Annotated in this window: 13 protein-coding genes; 7 read left to right on the forward strand and 6 right to left on the reverse strand. The window is 62.1% G+C overall.

The features are described from left to right. Nucleotides 1-7: 7 nt before the first annotated feature. The 5 genes from ABE528_RS25965 to ABE528_RS25985 form a co-directional block, all read right to left on the reverse strand. A complete protein-coding gene (locus tag ABE528_RS25965; RefSeq protein ID WP_346654475.1) occupies nucleotides 8-1,240 on the reverse strand; it encodes an electron transfer flavoprotein subunit alpha/FixB family protein in 1,233 nt (410 codons plus the stop codon). Then, nucleotides 1,240-3,192: a dimethylglycine demethylation protein DgcB gene (gene dgcB, locus ABE528_RS25970; protein WP_346654476.1), complete on the reverse strand. Its 1,953-nt coding sequence runs from the start codon at nucleotides 3,190-3,192 to the stop codon at nucleotides 1,240-1,242. Before dgcB ends, ABE528_RS25965 begins: the two co-directional genes overlap by 1 nt. Nucleotides 3,193-3,372: 180 nt before the next feature. Further along, on the reverse strand, nucleotides 3,373-5,433 hold the full coding sequence (gene dgcA, locus ABE528_RS25975) for a dimethylglycine demethylation protein DgcA (protein ID WP_152959027.1): 2,061 nt from the start codon (nucleotides 5,431-5,433) through the stop codon (nucleotides 3,373-3,375). Between the two features lie 15 nt (nucleotides 5,434-5,448). Continuing rightward, the gene (locus ABE528_RS25980) at nucleotides 5,449-5,979 is read right to left on the reverse strand and encodes a DUF5943 domain-containing protein (protein ID WP_054891724.1); all 531 of its coding nucleotides are present in this window, start codon (nucleotides 5,977-5,979) and stop codon (nucleotides 5,449-5,451) included. Between the two features lie 76 nt (nucleotides 5,980-6,055). Further along, nucleotides 6,056-7,033, reverse strand: a complete 978-nt coding sequence (locus ABE528_RS25985; RefSeq protein ID WP_016392223.1) for a dipeptidase — start codon at nucleotides 7,031-7,033, stop codon at nucleotides 6,056-6,058. A 285-nt stretch (nucleotides 7,034-7,318) separates the two neighbouring features. On the opposite strand from ABE528_RS25985, the gene ABE528_RS25990 reads away from it, so the two are divergent. The 3 genes from ABE528_RS25990 to ABE528_RS26000 all read left to right on the forward strand — a co-directional run bounded on the left by ABE528_RS25990 (nucleotide 7,319) and on the right by ABE528_RS26000 (nucleotide 10,364). Further along, entirely contained in the window at nucleotides 7,319-7,720 is a 402-nt protein-coding gene (locus ABE528_RS25990; protein ID WP_346654477.1) for a lysozyme inhibitor LprI family protein, read from the forward strand. A gap of 311 nt (nucleotides 7,721-8,031) precedes the next feature. Continuing rightward, complete coding sequence (locus ABE528_RS25995; protein WP_346654478.1) at nucleotides 8,032-10,110, forward strand: S-type pyocin domain-containing protein; 2,079 nt, start codon at nucleotides 8,032-8,034, stop codon at nucleotides 10,108-10,110. Between the two features lie 2 nt (nucleotides 10,111-10,112). Further along, a complete protein-coding gene (locus ABE528_RS26000; protein WP_346654479.1) occupies nucleotides 10,113-10,364 on the forward strand; it encodes a bacteriocin immunity protein in 252 nt (83 codons plus the stop codon). A 125-nt stretch (nucleotides 10,365-10,489) separates the two neighbouring features. On the opposite strand, the gene ABE528_RS26005 is transcribed toward ABE528_RS26000, so the two are convergent. Then, a complete protein-coding gene (locus ABE528_RS26005; RefSeq protein ID WP_152956879.1) occupies nucleotides 10,490-11,434 on the reverse strand; it encodes a GlxA family transcriptional regulator in 945 nt (314 codons plus the stop codon). 146 nt (nucleotides 11,435-11,580) lie between these two features. Here ABE528_RS26005 and choX point away from each other — a divergent pair, with 146 nt between their 5' ends. From choX to ABE528_RS26025, 4 genes are all read left to right on the forward strand, one after another. Continuing rightward, on the forward strand, nucleotides 11,581-12,525 hold the full coding sequence (choX, locus tag ABE528_RS26010) for a choline ABC transporter substrate-binding protein (protein WP_152956878.1): 945 nt from the start codon (nucleotides 11,581-11,583) through the stop codon (nucleotides 12,523-12,525). A gap of 121 nt (nucleotides 12,526-12,646) precedes the next feature. Beyond that, on the forward strand, nucleotides 12,647-13,531 hold the full coding sequence (locus ABE528_RS26015) for a 3-keto-5-aminohexanoate cleavage protein (protein WP_346654480.1): 885 nt from the start codon (nucleotides 12,647-12,649) through the stop codon (nucleotides 13,529-13,531). 20 nt (nucleotides 13,532-13,551) lie between these two features. After that, nucleotides 13,552-14,517, forward strand: coding sequence for an L-carnitine dehydrogenase (locus ABE528_RS26020; RefSeq protein ID WP_152956876.1), 966 nt, complete (start codon nucleotides 13,552-13,554; stop codon nucleotides 14,515-14,517). A 10-nt stretch (nucleotides 14,518-14,527) separates the two neighbouring features. After that, nucleotides 14,528-15,004 carry a thioesterase family protein gene (locus ABE528_RS26025; RefSeq protein ID WP_152956875.1) on the forward strand — a complete coding sequence of 159 codons (477 nt, stop codon included), beginning with the start codon at nucleotides 14,528-14,530 and terminating at the stop codon, nucleotides 15,002-15,004. The last annotated feature ends 86 nt before the right edge of the window (nucleotides 15,005-15,090 follow it).

Consider the following 15,090-nt stretch of genomic DNA (forward strand, 5'->3'; position numbering starts at 1 on the left):
CGTGCCCTTATGCCGCGTCGCGCTGGCCGCCGCTGCGGAAGTTGTCCACAGCCTCGATCAGTGCCTGGAGAATCGCCGAACTGTCGCCAATCACCGACAGGTCAGCCCGTTTGATCATGTCGCAGCCTGGGTCCATGTTGATCGCCACCACCTTGTCGCAGGCGCCGATGCCCTGCAGGTGCTGGATCGCCCCCGAAATACCCACAGCCACGTACACGCGTGCAGTGACCCAGGTACCGGTGGCGCCCACCTGGCGGTTGCGCGGCATGAAGCCGTCGTCCACCGCCACCCGCGAGGCGCCTTCGGTGGCGCCGAGGGCCGCAGTGGCCTTGTGGTACAGGTCCCAATCCTTGACGCCGTTGCCGCCCGAGACGATGAACTCGGCTTCGGCCATGGCGATGGTCGCCGGGTCGACGGCCACCGAACCCAGGTCCTCGATGCGCGACAAGCTGCGCACCACGCTTGTGGACAACTCCACCGGCAGCGCTTCATGGCGGGTTTCGCTGACTGGCTCGGCACACTCCGCCGCGCCCAGGATCAGGCGTGGCACGGCGCGTTGCAGGTCTTGCTGGCCGGCACCGGCACGGCCAATGCACTGGCCGTCCTTGACCTGCCAGACCCGCGTCGCCGGGCGCTCGCCGAGGGACGCACCGAGGCGCCGCCCCAGCTCGCCGCCACCGCTGCGGCTGTCGGGCAGCAACCAGTAGCGCGGTGCGAACTGGTTATCCACAGCCCGCAGGCCCTGCACCAGTTGCTCCGGTGCATAACCTTCAAATGCCTCGCCTTCGAGTACCAGCAGGCGATCGACACCGGCTGTGGAAAAGTTGCTTTCCTTGTGTTCGCCAAACACCACCGCCAGCACTGCGCCGTCGCTGCCCGCCAGGCCGTGGGCCAGGCCCAGCAGGTCGCGGTCGTGGCTGCTCAGGCGGCCGCCGACCATGTCCGGCACCACAGCGATGTAGAACGCCGGCGCCGGCACCTGATGCAGCGGCAGCTGCACTTCGGCTGCCGCCGTACGCCGCCCACCGACACCGGTGCCCTGCTGGGCACCGCTGCGGTCGATGCGCTTGAGGCCGGCAGGGCCGATGAAACCTGCGGCAAGCGCATGAGGGTTCTTGCGGATCAGGCCGTTTGGCCCCATCCAGCGGGTCTGTTGCGTCTGCATCGCCGCATGCAGCGGATGCAGACGGTTACGGGCGATCCACTCGGCGCGTGGGTCGCGGCGGATGATGTCGCTCATCAATGCACCTCCGCAGGTTCGCGTTTAACCGTTGGCGACTTTGGGGCCGCGGGAGTTTCCTCTTCGATCAGCACATCAGCCACCAGCTCGGCGAGGTCCTTGATCTGTGGGCGCGGTTCGACCACGCCTTCGAGCATCGCGGTGCACTGCGGGCAACCCACGGCCACCAGCTCGGCCTTGGTCTCGCGAATGTCGTCCATGCGCATGTCCGGGATCCGCTGCTTGCCAGGGATATCGGTGATCGGCGCACCGCCGCCACCGCCGCAGCAACGGGAACGGAAGCCCGAGCGCTCCATTTCACGCACTTCGATACCCAGCGCCTTGAGCACTTCACGCGGGGCTTCGTACTCACCGTTGTAACGGCCCAGGTAGCATGGGTCGTGGTAGGTGACGCTGCCGCCCTTGTGCTGGCCGAGGTTGAGCTTCTTGGCCGCGATCAGTTCGGCGATGTAGGTACTGTGGTGCAGCACCTGGTAGTCACCGCCCAGTGCGCCGTACTCGTTCTTGAGCACGTGGAAGCTGTGCGGGTCGCAGGTGACGATGCGCTGGAACTTGTACTTGGCCAGGGTCTGGATGTTGCGCTTGGCCAGTTGCTGGAAGGTCGCTTCATCGCCCAGGCGGCGCGCCACGTCGCCGCTGTCGCGTTCTTCCAGGCCGAGCACGGCGAAGTCCACGCCGGACGCCTTGAGCACCTTGACGAACGAACGCAGGGTGCGCTGGTTGCGCATGTCGAAGGCACCGTCACCGACCCAGAACAGCACGTCGGTGGATTTCACCTCCGAGAGCAGTTGCAGGTTGAGGTCGGCCGCCCAGTTCATCCGCCCGCCAGGGGCAAAGCCGCCGGGGTTGTCGGTGGCGATCAGGTTGTCCAGCACCTCGGCGCCCTTGTTCGGGGTCGCGCCCTTTTCCAGGGTGAGGTGGCGGCGCATGTCGACGATGGCATCGACGTGCTCGATCATCATCGGGCACTCCTCGACGCAGGCGCGGCAGGTGGTGCACGACCACAACGTCTCGGCATCGACCAGGCCGTTGACGATCGGCTGATGCGGGTTGCCGCTGTGTTCGCCGATCGGCTTGCTTGGGTAAGGGCTGCCGGCGAAGTTGGCGTCACTGCCACCGGCCAGGCCGATGACCATGTCCTGAATGAGCTTTTTCGGGTTCAGTGGCTGGCCGGCAGCGAACGCCGGGCACATAGCTTCACATTTGCCGCACTGCACACAGGCATCGAAGCCGAGCAGTTGGTTCCAGGTGAAGTCCACGGGTTTTTCCACGCCCAGCGGCGCGTTCGGGTCTTCCAGGTCCAGCGGCTTGAGGCCGGTGGAGCGGCCGCCGCCGAAGCGTTCGGCGCGGCGGTGCCAGGCCAGGTGCAGGGCACCGGCGAAGGCGTGCTTCATCGGGCCGCCCCAGGTCATGCCGAAGAACAGCTCCGACACGCCCCACAGCACGCCCAGGCCGAGAATGCCGACCATCACCCAGCCACCGGTGTTGGCCGGCAGGATGCCAGCGACCGGCAAGGTGGCGATGAAGAAGCTGGCAGCGAACACCAGCAGGCTTTTCGGCAGGCGCATCCACGGGCCCTTGGACAGGCGCGAAGGCGGGTTCAGGCGGCGCTTGAAGACGAAGATGGCGCCGGTGAACATGATCACCGTGGCCACCAGCAGCGCGTAGCCGAGGATCTTGCTCTGCAGGCCGAAGCCATGCACCAGGATCGCCAGTGCCGCCGACAGCACGAAGCCGCCGGCAGTGGCCACGTGGGTCTTGGACATGTACTTGTCGCGCTCGACCACGTGGTGCAGGTCGACCAGGTAGCGCCGCGGCATGGCCAGCAGGCCGCCGATCAGGTCGACCTTTGAGGCCCGGCCACGCCGCCACATGCGCACCCGGCGCAGGGCGCCGAGCACTGCCAGGCCAAGGGCAGCGAACAGCAGGATGGGTAGAAGGGTGTTCAACATGGGAGGCTCCCACAACAGCTGGATTCTTGCGCTACCTCAAGGGTGGCGCGGACCCCTGTAGGAGCGAGCATCGCTCGCGATAGCGTCCGATCAGACAACCGGGTTGCCAAAGCTGACGCCATCGCGAGCTCTGCTCGCTCCTACAGGGGGGCCAGTCCCGCCTCTACAGAGGCGGTGCGATCAGAAGTCCTTGCACAGGCGCAAGGCGTCGTAGATCGCCGCATGCACGTTGCGCTGGGCCACGCAGTCGCCGATGCGGTACAGCAGGTAGCCCTCGCCCGGCTGGCTGAGGATCGGCTGTGGCTTGATGGCGAACAGCGCCTCCACGTCGATCTGGCCCTTGTTGCGCGAACCGTCCTTCAGCGCGTAGTACAGCTGCTCGTCAGGACGCACGCCGTTCTCCACCACCACTTGGTCGACCACGCGTTCTTCCTTGGCGCCGGTGTATTCGTTTTCCAGCACCGCCACCAGCTTGTCGCCTTCGCGGTAGACCTTTTCCAGCATCATGTCGCCGGTCATGATCACTTCTTTCGGGTACATGCTGCGGTAGTAGGTCGGGAAGGTGGTACCGCCCATGGCCACGCCTGGCTTGATGTCGTCGGTGACGATCTCGACCTGGCTGCCCTTGTCGGCGATGAAATCGGCCACCGACATGCCGGTGAATTCGCAGATGGTGTCGTACACCAGCACGTTCTTGCCCGGCGCAACCTTGCCGTCGAGCACGTCCCAGCTGCTGACCACCAGCCCTTCGGCTGCGCCCCAGTGCTCGTTCTGCTCAAGGAACGAATGGCCACCTACCGCCAGCACGATGACGTCCGGGCGCAGGTCCTGGATGGTCGCCACGTCAGCGGCAGTACCCAGGCGCAGGTCGACTTTCAGGCGCGCCAGCTCCAGCTGGTACCAACGGGTGATACCGGCAATCTGGTCACGCTGCGGCGCCTTGGCGGCGATGGTGATCTGCCCGCCGATCTGATCTTTCTTCTCGAACAGGGTCACGTCGTGGCCGCGTTCGGCCGCCACGCGGGCCGCTTCCATGCCGGCTGGGCCGGCACCAACCACCACCACCTTGCGCTTGACGCCGGTGGTCTTCTCGATGATGTGCGGCACGCCCATGTATTCACGGGAGGTCGCGGCGTTCTGGATGCACAGCACATCCAGGCCTTGGTACTGACGGTCGATACAGTAGTTGGCACCGACGCACTGCTTGATCTGGTCGATCTGGCCCATCTTGATCTTGGCGATCAGGTGCGGGTCGGCGATGTGCGCGCGGGTCATGCCGACCATGTCGACGTAGCCGCCTTCCAGAATACGCGTAGCCTGGTTCGGGTCCTTGATGTTCTGCGCGTGCAGCACCGGTACCTTGACCACTTCCTTGATGCCGGCCGCCAGGTGCAGGAACGGCTCCGGCGGGTAGCTCATGTTGGGGATGACGTTGGCCAGGGTGTTGTGGGTGTCGCAACCCGAGCCGACCACACCGATGAAGTCGATCATGCCGGTGGCATCGTAGTAGGCGGCGATCTGCTTCATGTCCTCGTGGCTGAGGCCATCGGGGTGGAATTCGTCACCGCAGATACGCATGCCCACGCAGAAGTCGTCACCGACTTCGGCACGCACGGCCTTGAGCACTTCCATGCCGAACTTCATGCGGCCTTCGAAGGTGCCGCCCCATTCGTCGGTACGCTTGTTGACTCGCGGGCTCCAGAACTGGTCGATCATGTGCTGGTGCACGGCCGACAGCTCCACACCGTCCAGGCCGCCCTCTTTGGCACGCCGCGCAGCCTGCGCGTAGTTGCCGATCACGCGCCAGATCTCTTCCACCTCGATGGTCTTGCAGGTGGCGCGGTGCACCGGTTCACGGATGCCCGACGGCGACATCAGGGTTGGCCAGTTGAAGCCGTCCCAGCGCGAGCGACGGCCCATGTGGGTAATCTGGATCATGATCTTGGCGCCATGCTTGTGCATGGCATCGGCCAGGTTCTGGAAGTGCGGGATGATGCGGTCGGTCGACAGGTTGACCGACGACCACCATTCCTGCGGGCTGTCGATGGCGACGACGGACGAGCCGCCGCAGATCGCCAGGCCGATACCGCCCTTGGCCTTCTCTTCGTAGTACTTCACGTAGCGGTCGGTGGTCATGCCGCCGTCAGTGGCGTAGACCTCGGCGTGCGCAGTACTGAGTACGCGGTTGCGGATGGTCAGTTTGCCGATCTGGATCGGCTGGAACATTGCTTCGAATGCCATGACGCTATCTCCGGCTTACAACGGCTTTGTGACGAACAGGCCATCTTCGTGGCCTTCTTCCGAACCGCCGTAGACCTGTTCGGCCACGGTGCGGATCGAGCTGCCACGGGCAGCGAGAATCTGGTCCATGGCGCCGGCGAACCAGCCGGTGAACATGTAGTCGACCTTGCGGCCGCACTTGCCATAGACGTACACGAATGCGGAGTGCTTGAGCTTGACGCTGCAAGTGCCTTTATCCAGGTCGATGTCCTGGATCTCGAACAGGCCCCAGCCACGCTGGCTCAGGCGCTTCATGTAGTGCTCGAACACCGCCACGCCTTCCAGGCCATGGCATTCGGCTTCCTTTTCGCACCAGTGCCAGGCGGACTTGTAGCCGGCCTTGTAGAGGATCTCGGCATAGGCGTCGGCGCCCAGCACTTCCTCGATGCCGATGTGGTTGTTGACGAAGAAATGGCGCGGCACATACAGCATCGGCAGGGCGTCGCTGGTCCAGACACCGGTCTCACTGTCGACTTCGATTGGCAATTGCGGGGCGATCTTGGCCATGGAAACTCAACTCCATAAAATTTTTATGTGGGTGCCCCGGCGTTGCTGGCAGGGGCTATCAGGCTTGGAGAGCGGCTTACTCGCCCCAGACGTCCTTGAGGACGTTGACCCAGTTCTCGCCCATGATCTTGCGTACCACACGCTCGGAATGGCCGCGCTTGAGCAAGGTCTCGGTGAGGTTGGGGAACTCGCCGACAGTGCGAATGCCCAGCGGGTTGATGATCTTGCCGAAGTTGGTCAGGCGACGGGCGTAGCCCTTGTCGTGGGTCAGGTATTCGAAGAAGTCCTGGCCGTGGCCCTGGGTGAAGTCGGTACCGATACCGATGGCGTCTTCACCGACGATGTTCATGGTGTACTCGATGGCTTCGGCGTAGTCGTCGATGGTCGAGTCGATGCCCTTGGCCAGGAACGGCGCGAACATGGTCACGCCGACGAAGCCGCCGTGGTCGGCGATGAACTTAAGCTCAGCGTCCGACTTGTTACGCGGGTGTTCCTTCAGGCCCGAAGGCAGGCAGTGGGAGTAGCAGACCGGCTTTTTCGATTCGAGGATGACTTCCTCGGAGGTCTTGGAACCGACGTGGGACAGGTCGCACATGATGCCGACGCGGTTCATCTCGGCGACGATCTCGCGGCCGAAGCCCGACAGGCCGCCGTCACGCTCGTAGCAACCGGTGCCGACCAGGTTCTGGGTGTTGTAGCACATCTGCACGATGCCCACGCCCAGCTGCTTGAACACGTCGACGTAGGCGATCTGGTCTTCGAACGCATGGGCGTTCTGGAAGCCGAAGAGGATGCCGGTCTTGCCCAGTTCCTTGGCCTTGCGGATGTCGGCGGTGGTACGCACCGGCATCACCAGGTCGCTGTTGTCGCGGATCAGCTTCTGGCTGGCGGCGATATTATCGACGGTTGCCTTGAAGCCTTCCCAGACCGACACCGTGCAGTTGGCCGCAGTCAGCCCGCCTTTGCGCATGTCTTCGAACAGCTCGCGGTTCCATTTGGCAATGATCAGGCCGTCGATGACGATGCTGTCGGCGTGAAGTTCGGCTGGGCTCATCAGGCTGTCCCCTTTGTTGATTTGGGCCGCGCCGAATCTTCTGCCGGCGCTTTGGGGCCAGCATATGCCTGTGCCCTGCGACGCCCCGATGCAAAAACGACAGGGGGTTTGCCGAAAGCGTCAATGCGCGACATCGCGCCCTCTGGCGCGCCGTCTGGCGATGAGAGACAGTCTCGATAACGACATTTCCCGCCGATTCATGAACATTTCGTCAGGGAGCTATCGTCTTCTCTGCGGCTGAGCGAGAATCCAGCCGATTCGTCAGCCTTGTTGAGGAGAAAACGGATGAAATCAATGGCATGGCTGGTACTGCTGGCGGTCGTCTCGGGCGCCCACGCCGGCGAGGAAGAAAGCACCCCGTGCGACAACGTCGAGAGCGACCAGCAGACCTTCGCTTGCGCGGCATTCAACAAGCAGACTGCCGAGCGCGAGCTCAAATCGGCGTATGACGACCTGATCCAGCGCATTCGCGACCAGTATGCCGACGAAGGCGACAAGGCCACGGCCCTGGTCGGGCGCATGGACGCCGCAGAAAAACTGTGGGCGCAGCTGCGAGATGCCGACTGCAAGGTCGAGACCTATGCCGAGCAGCAAGGCAGCAAGGCGTACCAGGCGGCCTGGGACACTTGCGTGGCGCAGCGCAGCGATGATCGCTCGGAGTATCTGCAGTCCATTGGCCAGCAGTAAACCTGTGCTGGCCTCTTCGCGGATGAACCCGCCCAGCAGGAACTGCGTGTTCAGGCAATACGACTCCTGAGGGGATGGGTTCATCTCAACAATCTACTGTGACTTCGAACATACAACTGAATGCAAGTTCCAGAGCAACATCCTCAAGCTGATTTCATCTCAACTTAATAAATGCAAGCCATAAGAAAGCCAAAAATAATCCCCTGAGAAAATCCAGCACACCAGGAACACTATCACTATTCATCAACCCTTACCAATGATTAATGCTCCACCACTCTGCGGTTTATCGCCGCTTATTGTTTGGAGCTCACATGCAAGGCCCTATAACTCTACCTGAACAGTATGTTTATCCTGGAATCAGAATTCCCGTCATACTCCCTGCACTTTATCCATTTGGTTTGCCTCACTGGCCGTATCCAATGGGGGGACCATTCTCGCCTGTAATAACACCTCCACCTCCGCCACCGACCCCGACACCCGCACAGCTCCTGGACGCCATCGAAAAAGAAAGCGCCGCCAAGTCAGGAATAAGTAGCGCCTTCCTTGCAGCGGGTGAAGAGGTTGAAAGGCTAGCATCTACTCTCTATTCAACTACCAGCAACGCGCGACAATATGCAATGGAGGATTTATCCCTAATAAAATTAGACGCAATTCCCGCCCTCGACATTTCCGCCCGACAGCTATTAGGATTCAATCCAACCTGGAGATCTTCCCAATCAGTAATATCAGCCTACGAACAAAGATATGGAAAGATAAGCGAAAACCCTGATCTTTTTGTCCAAAGAGCTACCGAAAGTTATGCGTATTCCAGGACAAGGGATTTTGTAGCGCTACAACTATACTATCTCTCGGAACAACTGAAGGGCTCCACCACAGAGCAAGTCCGAGCTCGCGTTCAAGCAAGGGAAACTGAACGAAGGGCAGCCAAAGCTGCGGCAAGGGCGGAAGCTGAGCGTATTGCAGTTGAGGCCGCCGCAAAAGCTGAAGCCGAGCGTATTGCCGCCGAAGCGGCCGCGAAGGCCGAAGCCGAACGTATCGCCGCCGAAGCTGCCGCGAAGGCCGAAGCCGGACGTATCGCCGCCGAAGCGGCCGCGAAGGCCGAAGCCGAGCGTATCGCCGCCGAAGCGGCCGCGAAGGTCGAAGCCGAGCGTATCGCCGCCGAAGCTGCCGCGAAGGCCGAAGCCGAACGTATCGCCGCCGAAGCGGCCGCGAAGGCCGAAGCCGAGCGTATTGCCGCCGAAGCGGCCGCGAAGGTCGAAGCCGAGCGTATCGCCGCTGAAGCGGCCACAGTCCGGGCAGCAAATACATATTCTACATCTGGTTCCACTGCACTAATCAGCTCGGTCGTGCTGACGGCTGCAGGCACTGTGTCAAGTAACGTTCCACTGTTCTCACTTCGTACAGTACTAGGAGCAGCGATTGGAGCACTTGAAGGTTATGCGATCGCAGTAGGTTCAGGTTTCATCGTCGGTGTTTCGGCTTTGCTCTACTCCCCTCGTCTCGGTAATGGCGAGCTCCCTGATCGCTACAGCCTGCAAACGCCGCTGTCAGATCTGTCTCCCCACGTCAGCACAGCATTGGCAACTATTGAAGCCATGAGCAGCACAGCTGAAATGCCCTACCGTTTCAGCTCGCGTACTACTGCCGATGGTTCCTCGGAAATTTTCGTAGTCAAAGCAGACGGCGGCCCGGTTCCATTTGAAGTACGTGTACTTACCGCGTCATTCGACGCACAACGCAACATCTATACCGCGACCACTCCTGACTCACCACCGCGGATACTCACCTGGACTCCAATTAGCAAGCCAGAGGACTCTTCTACCAGCCTTCCCTCTGAGCAAAAACCTCCGACGACCTATCCCGGCGCTGAGTTGCAACCGGTTGAAATCAGAATAGACAGCTACCCAGGTATTGCTGACGCCAACCTTGACGACTACATCGTTGTTTTTCCTGCAGACTCGGGGTTGCCGCCAATCTACACAATGTTCAGGGATCGGCGGGAAGATCCTGGTACGGCAAGTGGGTACGGCCCTCAAGTTGACGAGTCTTGGTCCAAAGGCGCTTCGACAGGTGAAGGAGCCCCCATTCCGATGCAGGTTGCTGACTTGCTGCGAGGGAGAAATTTCCCAAATTGGCGGGCGATGAGGGAAGCGATTTGGAGGGCGATTGGCAATGACGAAATGCTATCAAAACAATTCAGCCGGGCCAACATTTCTAGGATGAGCAAAGGGCTCGCTCCATACGTTCCCAAAAATGCCCGCGTCGGGAAACGTTCTGTGATTGAGCTGCATCATAAAATATTGATCTCACAGGGAGGAGAAGTGTACAACGTAGAGAACATTTTCCTTACAACTCCCAGCCTTCACATTCAAATTCACCAAGGTGACTAAAAATGAATGACTCGATTAGCAATATTAAAGAACAAGATTTTTTGGACTTTGTAAAAAAGATATACATCGTTGACTACCCTAGCGACGAAGCGCACCGTAGCGCTGTGGAGAAGTTTGAGCAACTGTCAGAGCATCCGGCTGGATCAGATCTTCTATTTTACCCAGAGGAAGGAAAAGATAGCCCTGAGCAAATTGTGGCCGAAGTGAAGGCTTGGCGTGCTGCAAACGGCAAACCAGGGTTTGCACAACCTTAATATCTTCCCCCACCCCGATCAGTTGCAAAGGCGGTCAAAAAATTGATCGGGGTACCCACTCCCTCCTAAACGAACAAGATTAACAAGGGGGCGAGAGTTGGACCTCCATGGCTGACGAGGACCGCTCACACCACCCTGGCCAACCGATCCTCCCGCGGGCACCGCTCGAACCGCCCCCGGTAGCAGCGAGTGAAATACGAAGCCGACTCGAACCCGCACGCCACCGCCACCTCCAGCACACTCATGTCGGTCTGGCGCAACAGCTGTCGCGCCTTGTCCAGCCGCAAGCGCAGATAAAAGCCACTGGGCGTGTCATCCAGATGCAAGCGGAACAGGCGCTCCAGCTGCCGCCGTGTCACCTGCACCGCATCGGCCAGCACCTGGGTATTGAGCGGCTGCTCAATATTGCGCTCCATCTCGCCGATCACCTTCACCAGCTTCTTGTTGCTGATGCCGTAACGGCTGGCGATCTGCATGCGCTGGTGGTCCTGGCGCGGGCGGATGCGCCCGAGCACGAACTGCTCGGACACCTGCACCGCCAGCTCGCTGCCATGGGCCTGGCCGATCAGGTCGAGCATCAGGTCGATCGACGCGGTGCCGCCTGCGCAGGTGATGCGACGCCGGTCGATCTCGAACAACTCCTGGGTCACCTGCAAGCGTGGGTAGCGCTCCTTGAACGCATCCAGCGCCTCCCAATGCAGGGTTGCCCGGTAACCGTCGAGCAAGCCGGCCTCGGCCAGCACCACCGGCCCGGTATCGATACCCCCAAGGATTACCCCTTCATGATCAAGCCGGCGTAGCGCCTGCTGTAGCCGTGGGCCATAACAGGCCAGCGGCTCGAAGCCGGCGACGATCAGCAGCACGCCCCCCGCTTCGCCCTCCCCCAGCGCACCATCGGCATTCACCGACATGCCGTTGCTGGCCTGCACCGCACCGCCATCCAGGCTGAGCACGCGCCAGCGATACGACGGCCCCTTGAAACGGTTGGCCACGCGCAGCGGTTCCAGTGCACTGATGAAGCCCATTGCCGAGAACCCCGGCAACAACAGGAAATGAATCAATTGCGGCATTGCATGCTCCACGCTTGAAGGTGGTCGCCTCCGTGCAAATCTTGGTCGCCAGGGTGCGATTTCCCACCCTGGCAGCAGCGTAGCTTGTTCACACAGCCCAGAGAGGCTGGACCCTATAAAAAACGCCCTGCCGATGGAGAGCCACCATGCATCGCTTGATCCGCCGCAGCCTGTTGTCCCTTGCCCTGAGCAGCATTGTCGCCACCCCGCTTTACGCCGCCGAGCCCGCGGCCTGTCAGAACGTGCGCCTGGGCGTGGTCAACTGGACCGACGTCATCGCCACCAGCGCCATGGCCCAGGTGCTGCTGGATGGCCTGGGTTACCAGACCAAACAGACCAGTGCCTCGCAGCAGATCATTTTCGCCGGTATCCGCGACAAGCGCCTGGACATGTTCCTGGGTTACTGGAACCCGATCATGACCCAGACCATCACCCCGTTCGTCGACGCCAACCAGGTCAAGGTCCTCGACAAGCCCAGCCTGGAAGACGCCCGCGCCACCCTCGCCGTGCCCAAGTACCTGTATGACAAAGGCCTGAAGACTTTCGCCGACATCCACAAGTTCGAGAAGGAACTGGGCGGCAAGATCTACGGCATCGAGCCCGGCTCCGGTGCCAATACCCAGATCAAGGCCATGATCACCAAGAACCAGTTCGGCCTGGGCAAGTTCCAGTTGGTCGAGTCCAGCGAAGCCGGCATGCTCGCCGCCGTTGACCGCGCCGTACGGCGCAAGGAAGCGGTGGTGTTCTTCGGCTGGGCGCCGCACCCGATGAACGTCAACATCGACATGGCTTACCTGGGCGACAGCCAGGACGCCCTGGGCCCGGACGAAGGCCGTGCCACGGTGTGGACGGTGACCGCGCCGGACTACGCCGAACGCTGCCCCAACGCCCACCGCCTGCTGGCCAACCTGAAGTTCAGCGCCGAGGACGAGAGCCGCATGATGCAGCCGCTGCTCGACCACAAGGACGCGCTGGAATCGGCCCGCCAGTGGCTCAAGGACCATCCCGAGGACAAGGCCCGCTGGCTTGAGGGTGTGACCACCTTCGATGGCAAGCCTGCGGCGGACAACCTCAAGCTCACCGCCAACTGACAAGGCCTATTCGCGGATAAATCCGCTCCTGCAGGTAACGCGCATGCCAGGGCCATCACGGTCCCCTGTAGGAGCGGGCTTGCCCCCGAAAAGGCCATCACTGACACAACAAGGAACCGCCATGAACCACGACGTCATCATCACCTGCGCCCTCACCGGCGCTGGCGACACGGTCGCCAAGAGCCACCTGGTCCCGGTCAACCCGAAACAGATCGCCGAAGCCGCCGTGGAAGCTGCCAAGGCCGGCGCCACCGTGGTCCACTGCCACGTCCGCGACCCGCAGACCGGCCGTTTCAGCCGCGACGTGGCGCTGTACCGCGAAGTCATGGAGCGCATTCGCGAGGCCGACGTCGACGTCATCGTCAACCTCACCGCCGGCATGGGTGGCGACCTGGAAATCGGCCCGGGCGAATCGCCGATGGAATTCGGCCCCGGCACCGACCTGATCGGCCCGCTGGAGCGCCTGGCCCACGTCGAAGCCCTGCTGCCGGAAATCTGCACGCTCGATTGCGGCACCCTCAATTTCGGCGACGGCAACGCCATTTACGTCTCCACCCCGGCGCAACTGCGCGCAGGGGCCAAGCGCATCACTGAACTGGGCGTGAAAGCCGAGTTGGAAATCTTCGACACCGGCCACCTGTGGTTCGCCAAACAGATGATCAAAGAAGGCCTGCTCGAAGACCCACTATTCCAGCTGTGCCTGGGTATCCCGTGGGGCGCGCCAGCCGACACCACCACCATGAAGGCCATGGTCGACAACCTGCCAGCCAACGTCACCTGGGCCGGCTTCGGCATCGGCCGCATGCAGATGCCAATGGCCGCGCAGGCGGTGCTGCTCGGCGGCAACGTACGGGTCGGCCTGGAAGACAACCTCTACCTGGACCGTGGCGTCCTGGCCAGCAATGGCCAGCTGGTGGAACGCGCCGCCGAAATCATCACCCGCATGGGTGGCCGCGTGCTCAGCCCGGCAGAAGGCCGGGAAAAAATGAACCTCAAGCGCCGCTGATCCCCTTTCAGGAGACCGATATGCCCTTCATCACCGAGATCAAGACCTTCGCCGCCCTGGGTAGCGGCGTGATCGGCAGCGGCTGGGTTGCCCGCGCCCTGGCCCATGGCCTGGACGTGGTCGCCTGGGACCCGGCGCCCGGCGCCGAGCAGGCCCTGCGCAAGCGCATCGCCAACGCCTGGCCGGCACTGGAGAAACAAGGCCTGGCGCCAGGTGCAGCGCAAGACCGGCTGAAATTCGTGGCCACCATCGAGGAATGCGTGCGCGACGCCGATTTCATCCAGGAAAGCGCACCCGAGCGCCTGGACCTCAAGCTCGACCTGCACGCCAAGATCAGCGCTGCCGCCAAGCCCAATGCAATCATCGGCTCCAGCACCTCGGGCCTGCTGCCCAGCGAGTTCTACGAGTCATCCACTCACCCTGAACGTTGCGTGGTCGGTCACCCGTTCAACCCGGTTTACCTGCTGCCGCTGGTGGAGATCGTCGGCGGCAACCGCACGGCACCCGAAGCTATCGAGGCCGCGAAAACCATCTACACCGCACTCGGCATGCGCCCGCTGCATGTGCGCAAGGAAGTCCCTGGCTTCATCGCCGACCGCTTGCTCGAGGCGCTGTGGCGCGAGGCCCTGCACCTGGTCAACGATGGCGTCGCCAGCACTGGCGAGATCGACGATGCGATCCGCTTCGGCGCCGGCCTGCGCTGGTCGTTCATGGGCACCTTCCTGACCTACACCCTGGCTGGTGGCGACGCCGGCATGCGCCACTTCATGGCCCAGTTCGGCCCGGCGCTGAAGCTACCCTGGACCTACCTGCCGGCACCGGAGCTGACCGACAAGCTGATCGACGATGTGGTCGAAGGCACGTCGGAACAGTTGGGTGACCGCAGCATTGCGGCGCTGGAGCGCTATCGTGATGACACCCTGCTGGCCGTGCTGGAAGCGGTGAAGACCAGCAAGGCCAACCACGGCATGGCTTTCGGCGACTGAGGAGCAGACGATGCCCGCATTGATCACCTACCGCACCCCGGTCCAGGAGGACTGGGTCGACTACAACGGGCACCTGCGCGATGCCTTTTACCTGCTGATTTTCAGCTACGCCACCGATGCGCTGATGGAGCGCATCGGCCTGGACGCCGACAGCCGCGGGCAGACTGGCAACTCGCTGTTCACCCTGGAGGCGCACATCAACTACCTGCATGAGGTGAAGCTGGGGACCGAGGTGTGGGTGCAGACGCAGATCATCGGCTTCGACCGCAAGCGCCTGCATGTCTACCACAGCCTGCACCGGGCAGGGTTCGACGAGGCGCTGGCTGCGAGTGAGCAGATGCTGCTGCACGTGGACCTGGCGGGGCCGAAGTCAGCACAGTTCAGTGAGCAAAGTGCTGGATTGCTGCAGGGGTTGGTGGATCAGCAACAAGACCTGCTGCCGGCTGAGTACCTCGGCCGGGTGATAGCCCTGCCTGCGCCAAACTGAGCAACAATACATAACCTGTGGGAGCGGGGGGGGGGGGGGGGGGGGGGGGGGGGGGGTTTCGGCCGCACAGCAGACCGCCCCCCCCA

This window comes from Pseudomonas sp. TWI628 (genome assembly GCF_039673865.1).
Lineage (GTDB): Bacteria > Pseudomonadota > Gammaproteobacteria > Pseudomonadales > Pseudomonadaceae > Aquipseudomonas.

Bases quoted from the DNA above. Each gene is read 5' to 3' on its own strand.
- ABE528_RS25985 (WP_016392223.1), bottom strand. From the start codon at position 7,033: ATGAGCCCAGCCGAACTTCACGCCGACAGCATCGTCATCGACGGCCTG.
- ABE528_RS25995 (WP_346654478.1), top strand. From the start codon at position 8,032: ATGCAAGGCCCTATAACTCTACCTGAACAGTATGTTTATCCTGGAATC.
- ABE528_RS26025 (WP_152956875.1), top strand. From the start codon at position 14,528: ATGCCCGCATTGATCACCTACCGCACCCCGGTCCAGGAGGACTGGGTC.
- dgcA (WP_152959027.1), bottom strand. From the start codon at position 5,433: ATGGCATTCGAAGCAATGTTCCAGCCGATCCAGATCGGCAAACTGACC.
- ABE528_RS26020 (WP_152956876.1), top strand. From the start codon at position 13,552: ATGCCCTTCATCACCGAGATCAAGACCTTCGCCGCCCTGGGTAGCGGC.
- choX (WP_152956878.1), top strand. From the start codon at position 11,581: ATGCATCGCTTGATCCGCCGCAGCCTGTTGTCCCTTGCCCTGAGCAGC.
- ABE528_RS26005 (WP_152956879.1), bottom strand. From the start codon at position 11,434: ATGCCGCAATTGATTCATTTCCTGTTGTTGCCGGGGTTCTCGGCAATG.
- dgcB (WP_346654476.1), bottom strand. From the start codon at position 3,192: ATGTTGAACACCCTTCTACCCATCCTGCTGTTCGCTGCCCTTGGCCTG.
- ABE528_RS26000 (WP_346654479.1), top strand. From the start codon at position 10,113: ATGAATGACTCGATTAGCAATATTAAAGAACAAGATTTTTTGGACTTT.
- ABE528_RS25965 (WP_346654475.1), bottom strand. From the start codon at position 1,240: ATGAGCGACATCATCCGCCGCGACCCACGCGCCGAGTGGATCGCCCGT.
- ABE528_RS25980 (WP_054891724.1), bottom strand. From the start codon at position 5,979: ATGGCCAAGATCGCCCCGCAATTGCCAATCGAAGTCGACAGTGAGACC.
- ABE528_RS26015 (WP_346654480.1), top strand. From the start codon at position 12,647: ATGAACCACGACGTCATCATCACCTGCGCCCTCACCGGCGCTGGCGAC.
- ABE528_RS25990 (WP_346654477.1), top strand. From the start codon at position 7,319: ATGAAATCAATGGCATGGCTGGTACTGCTGGCGGTCGTCTCGGGCGCC.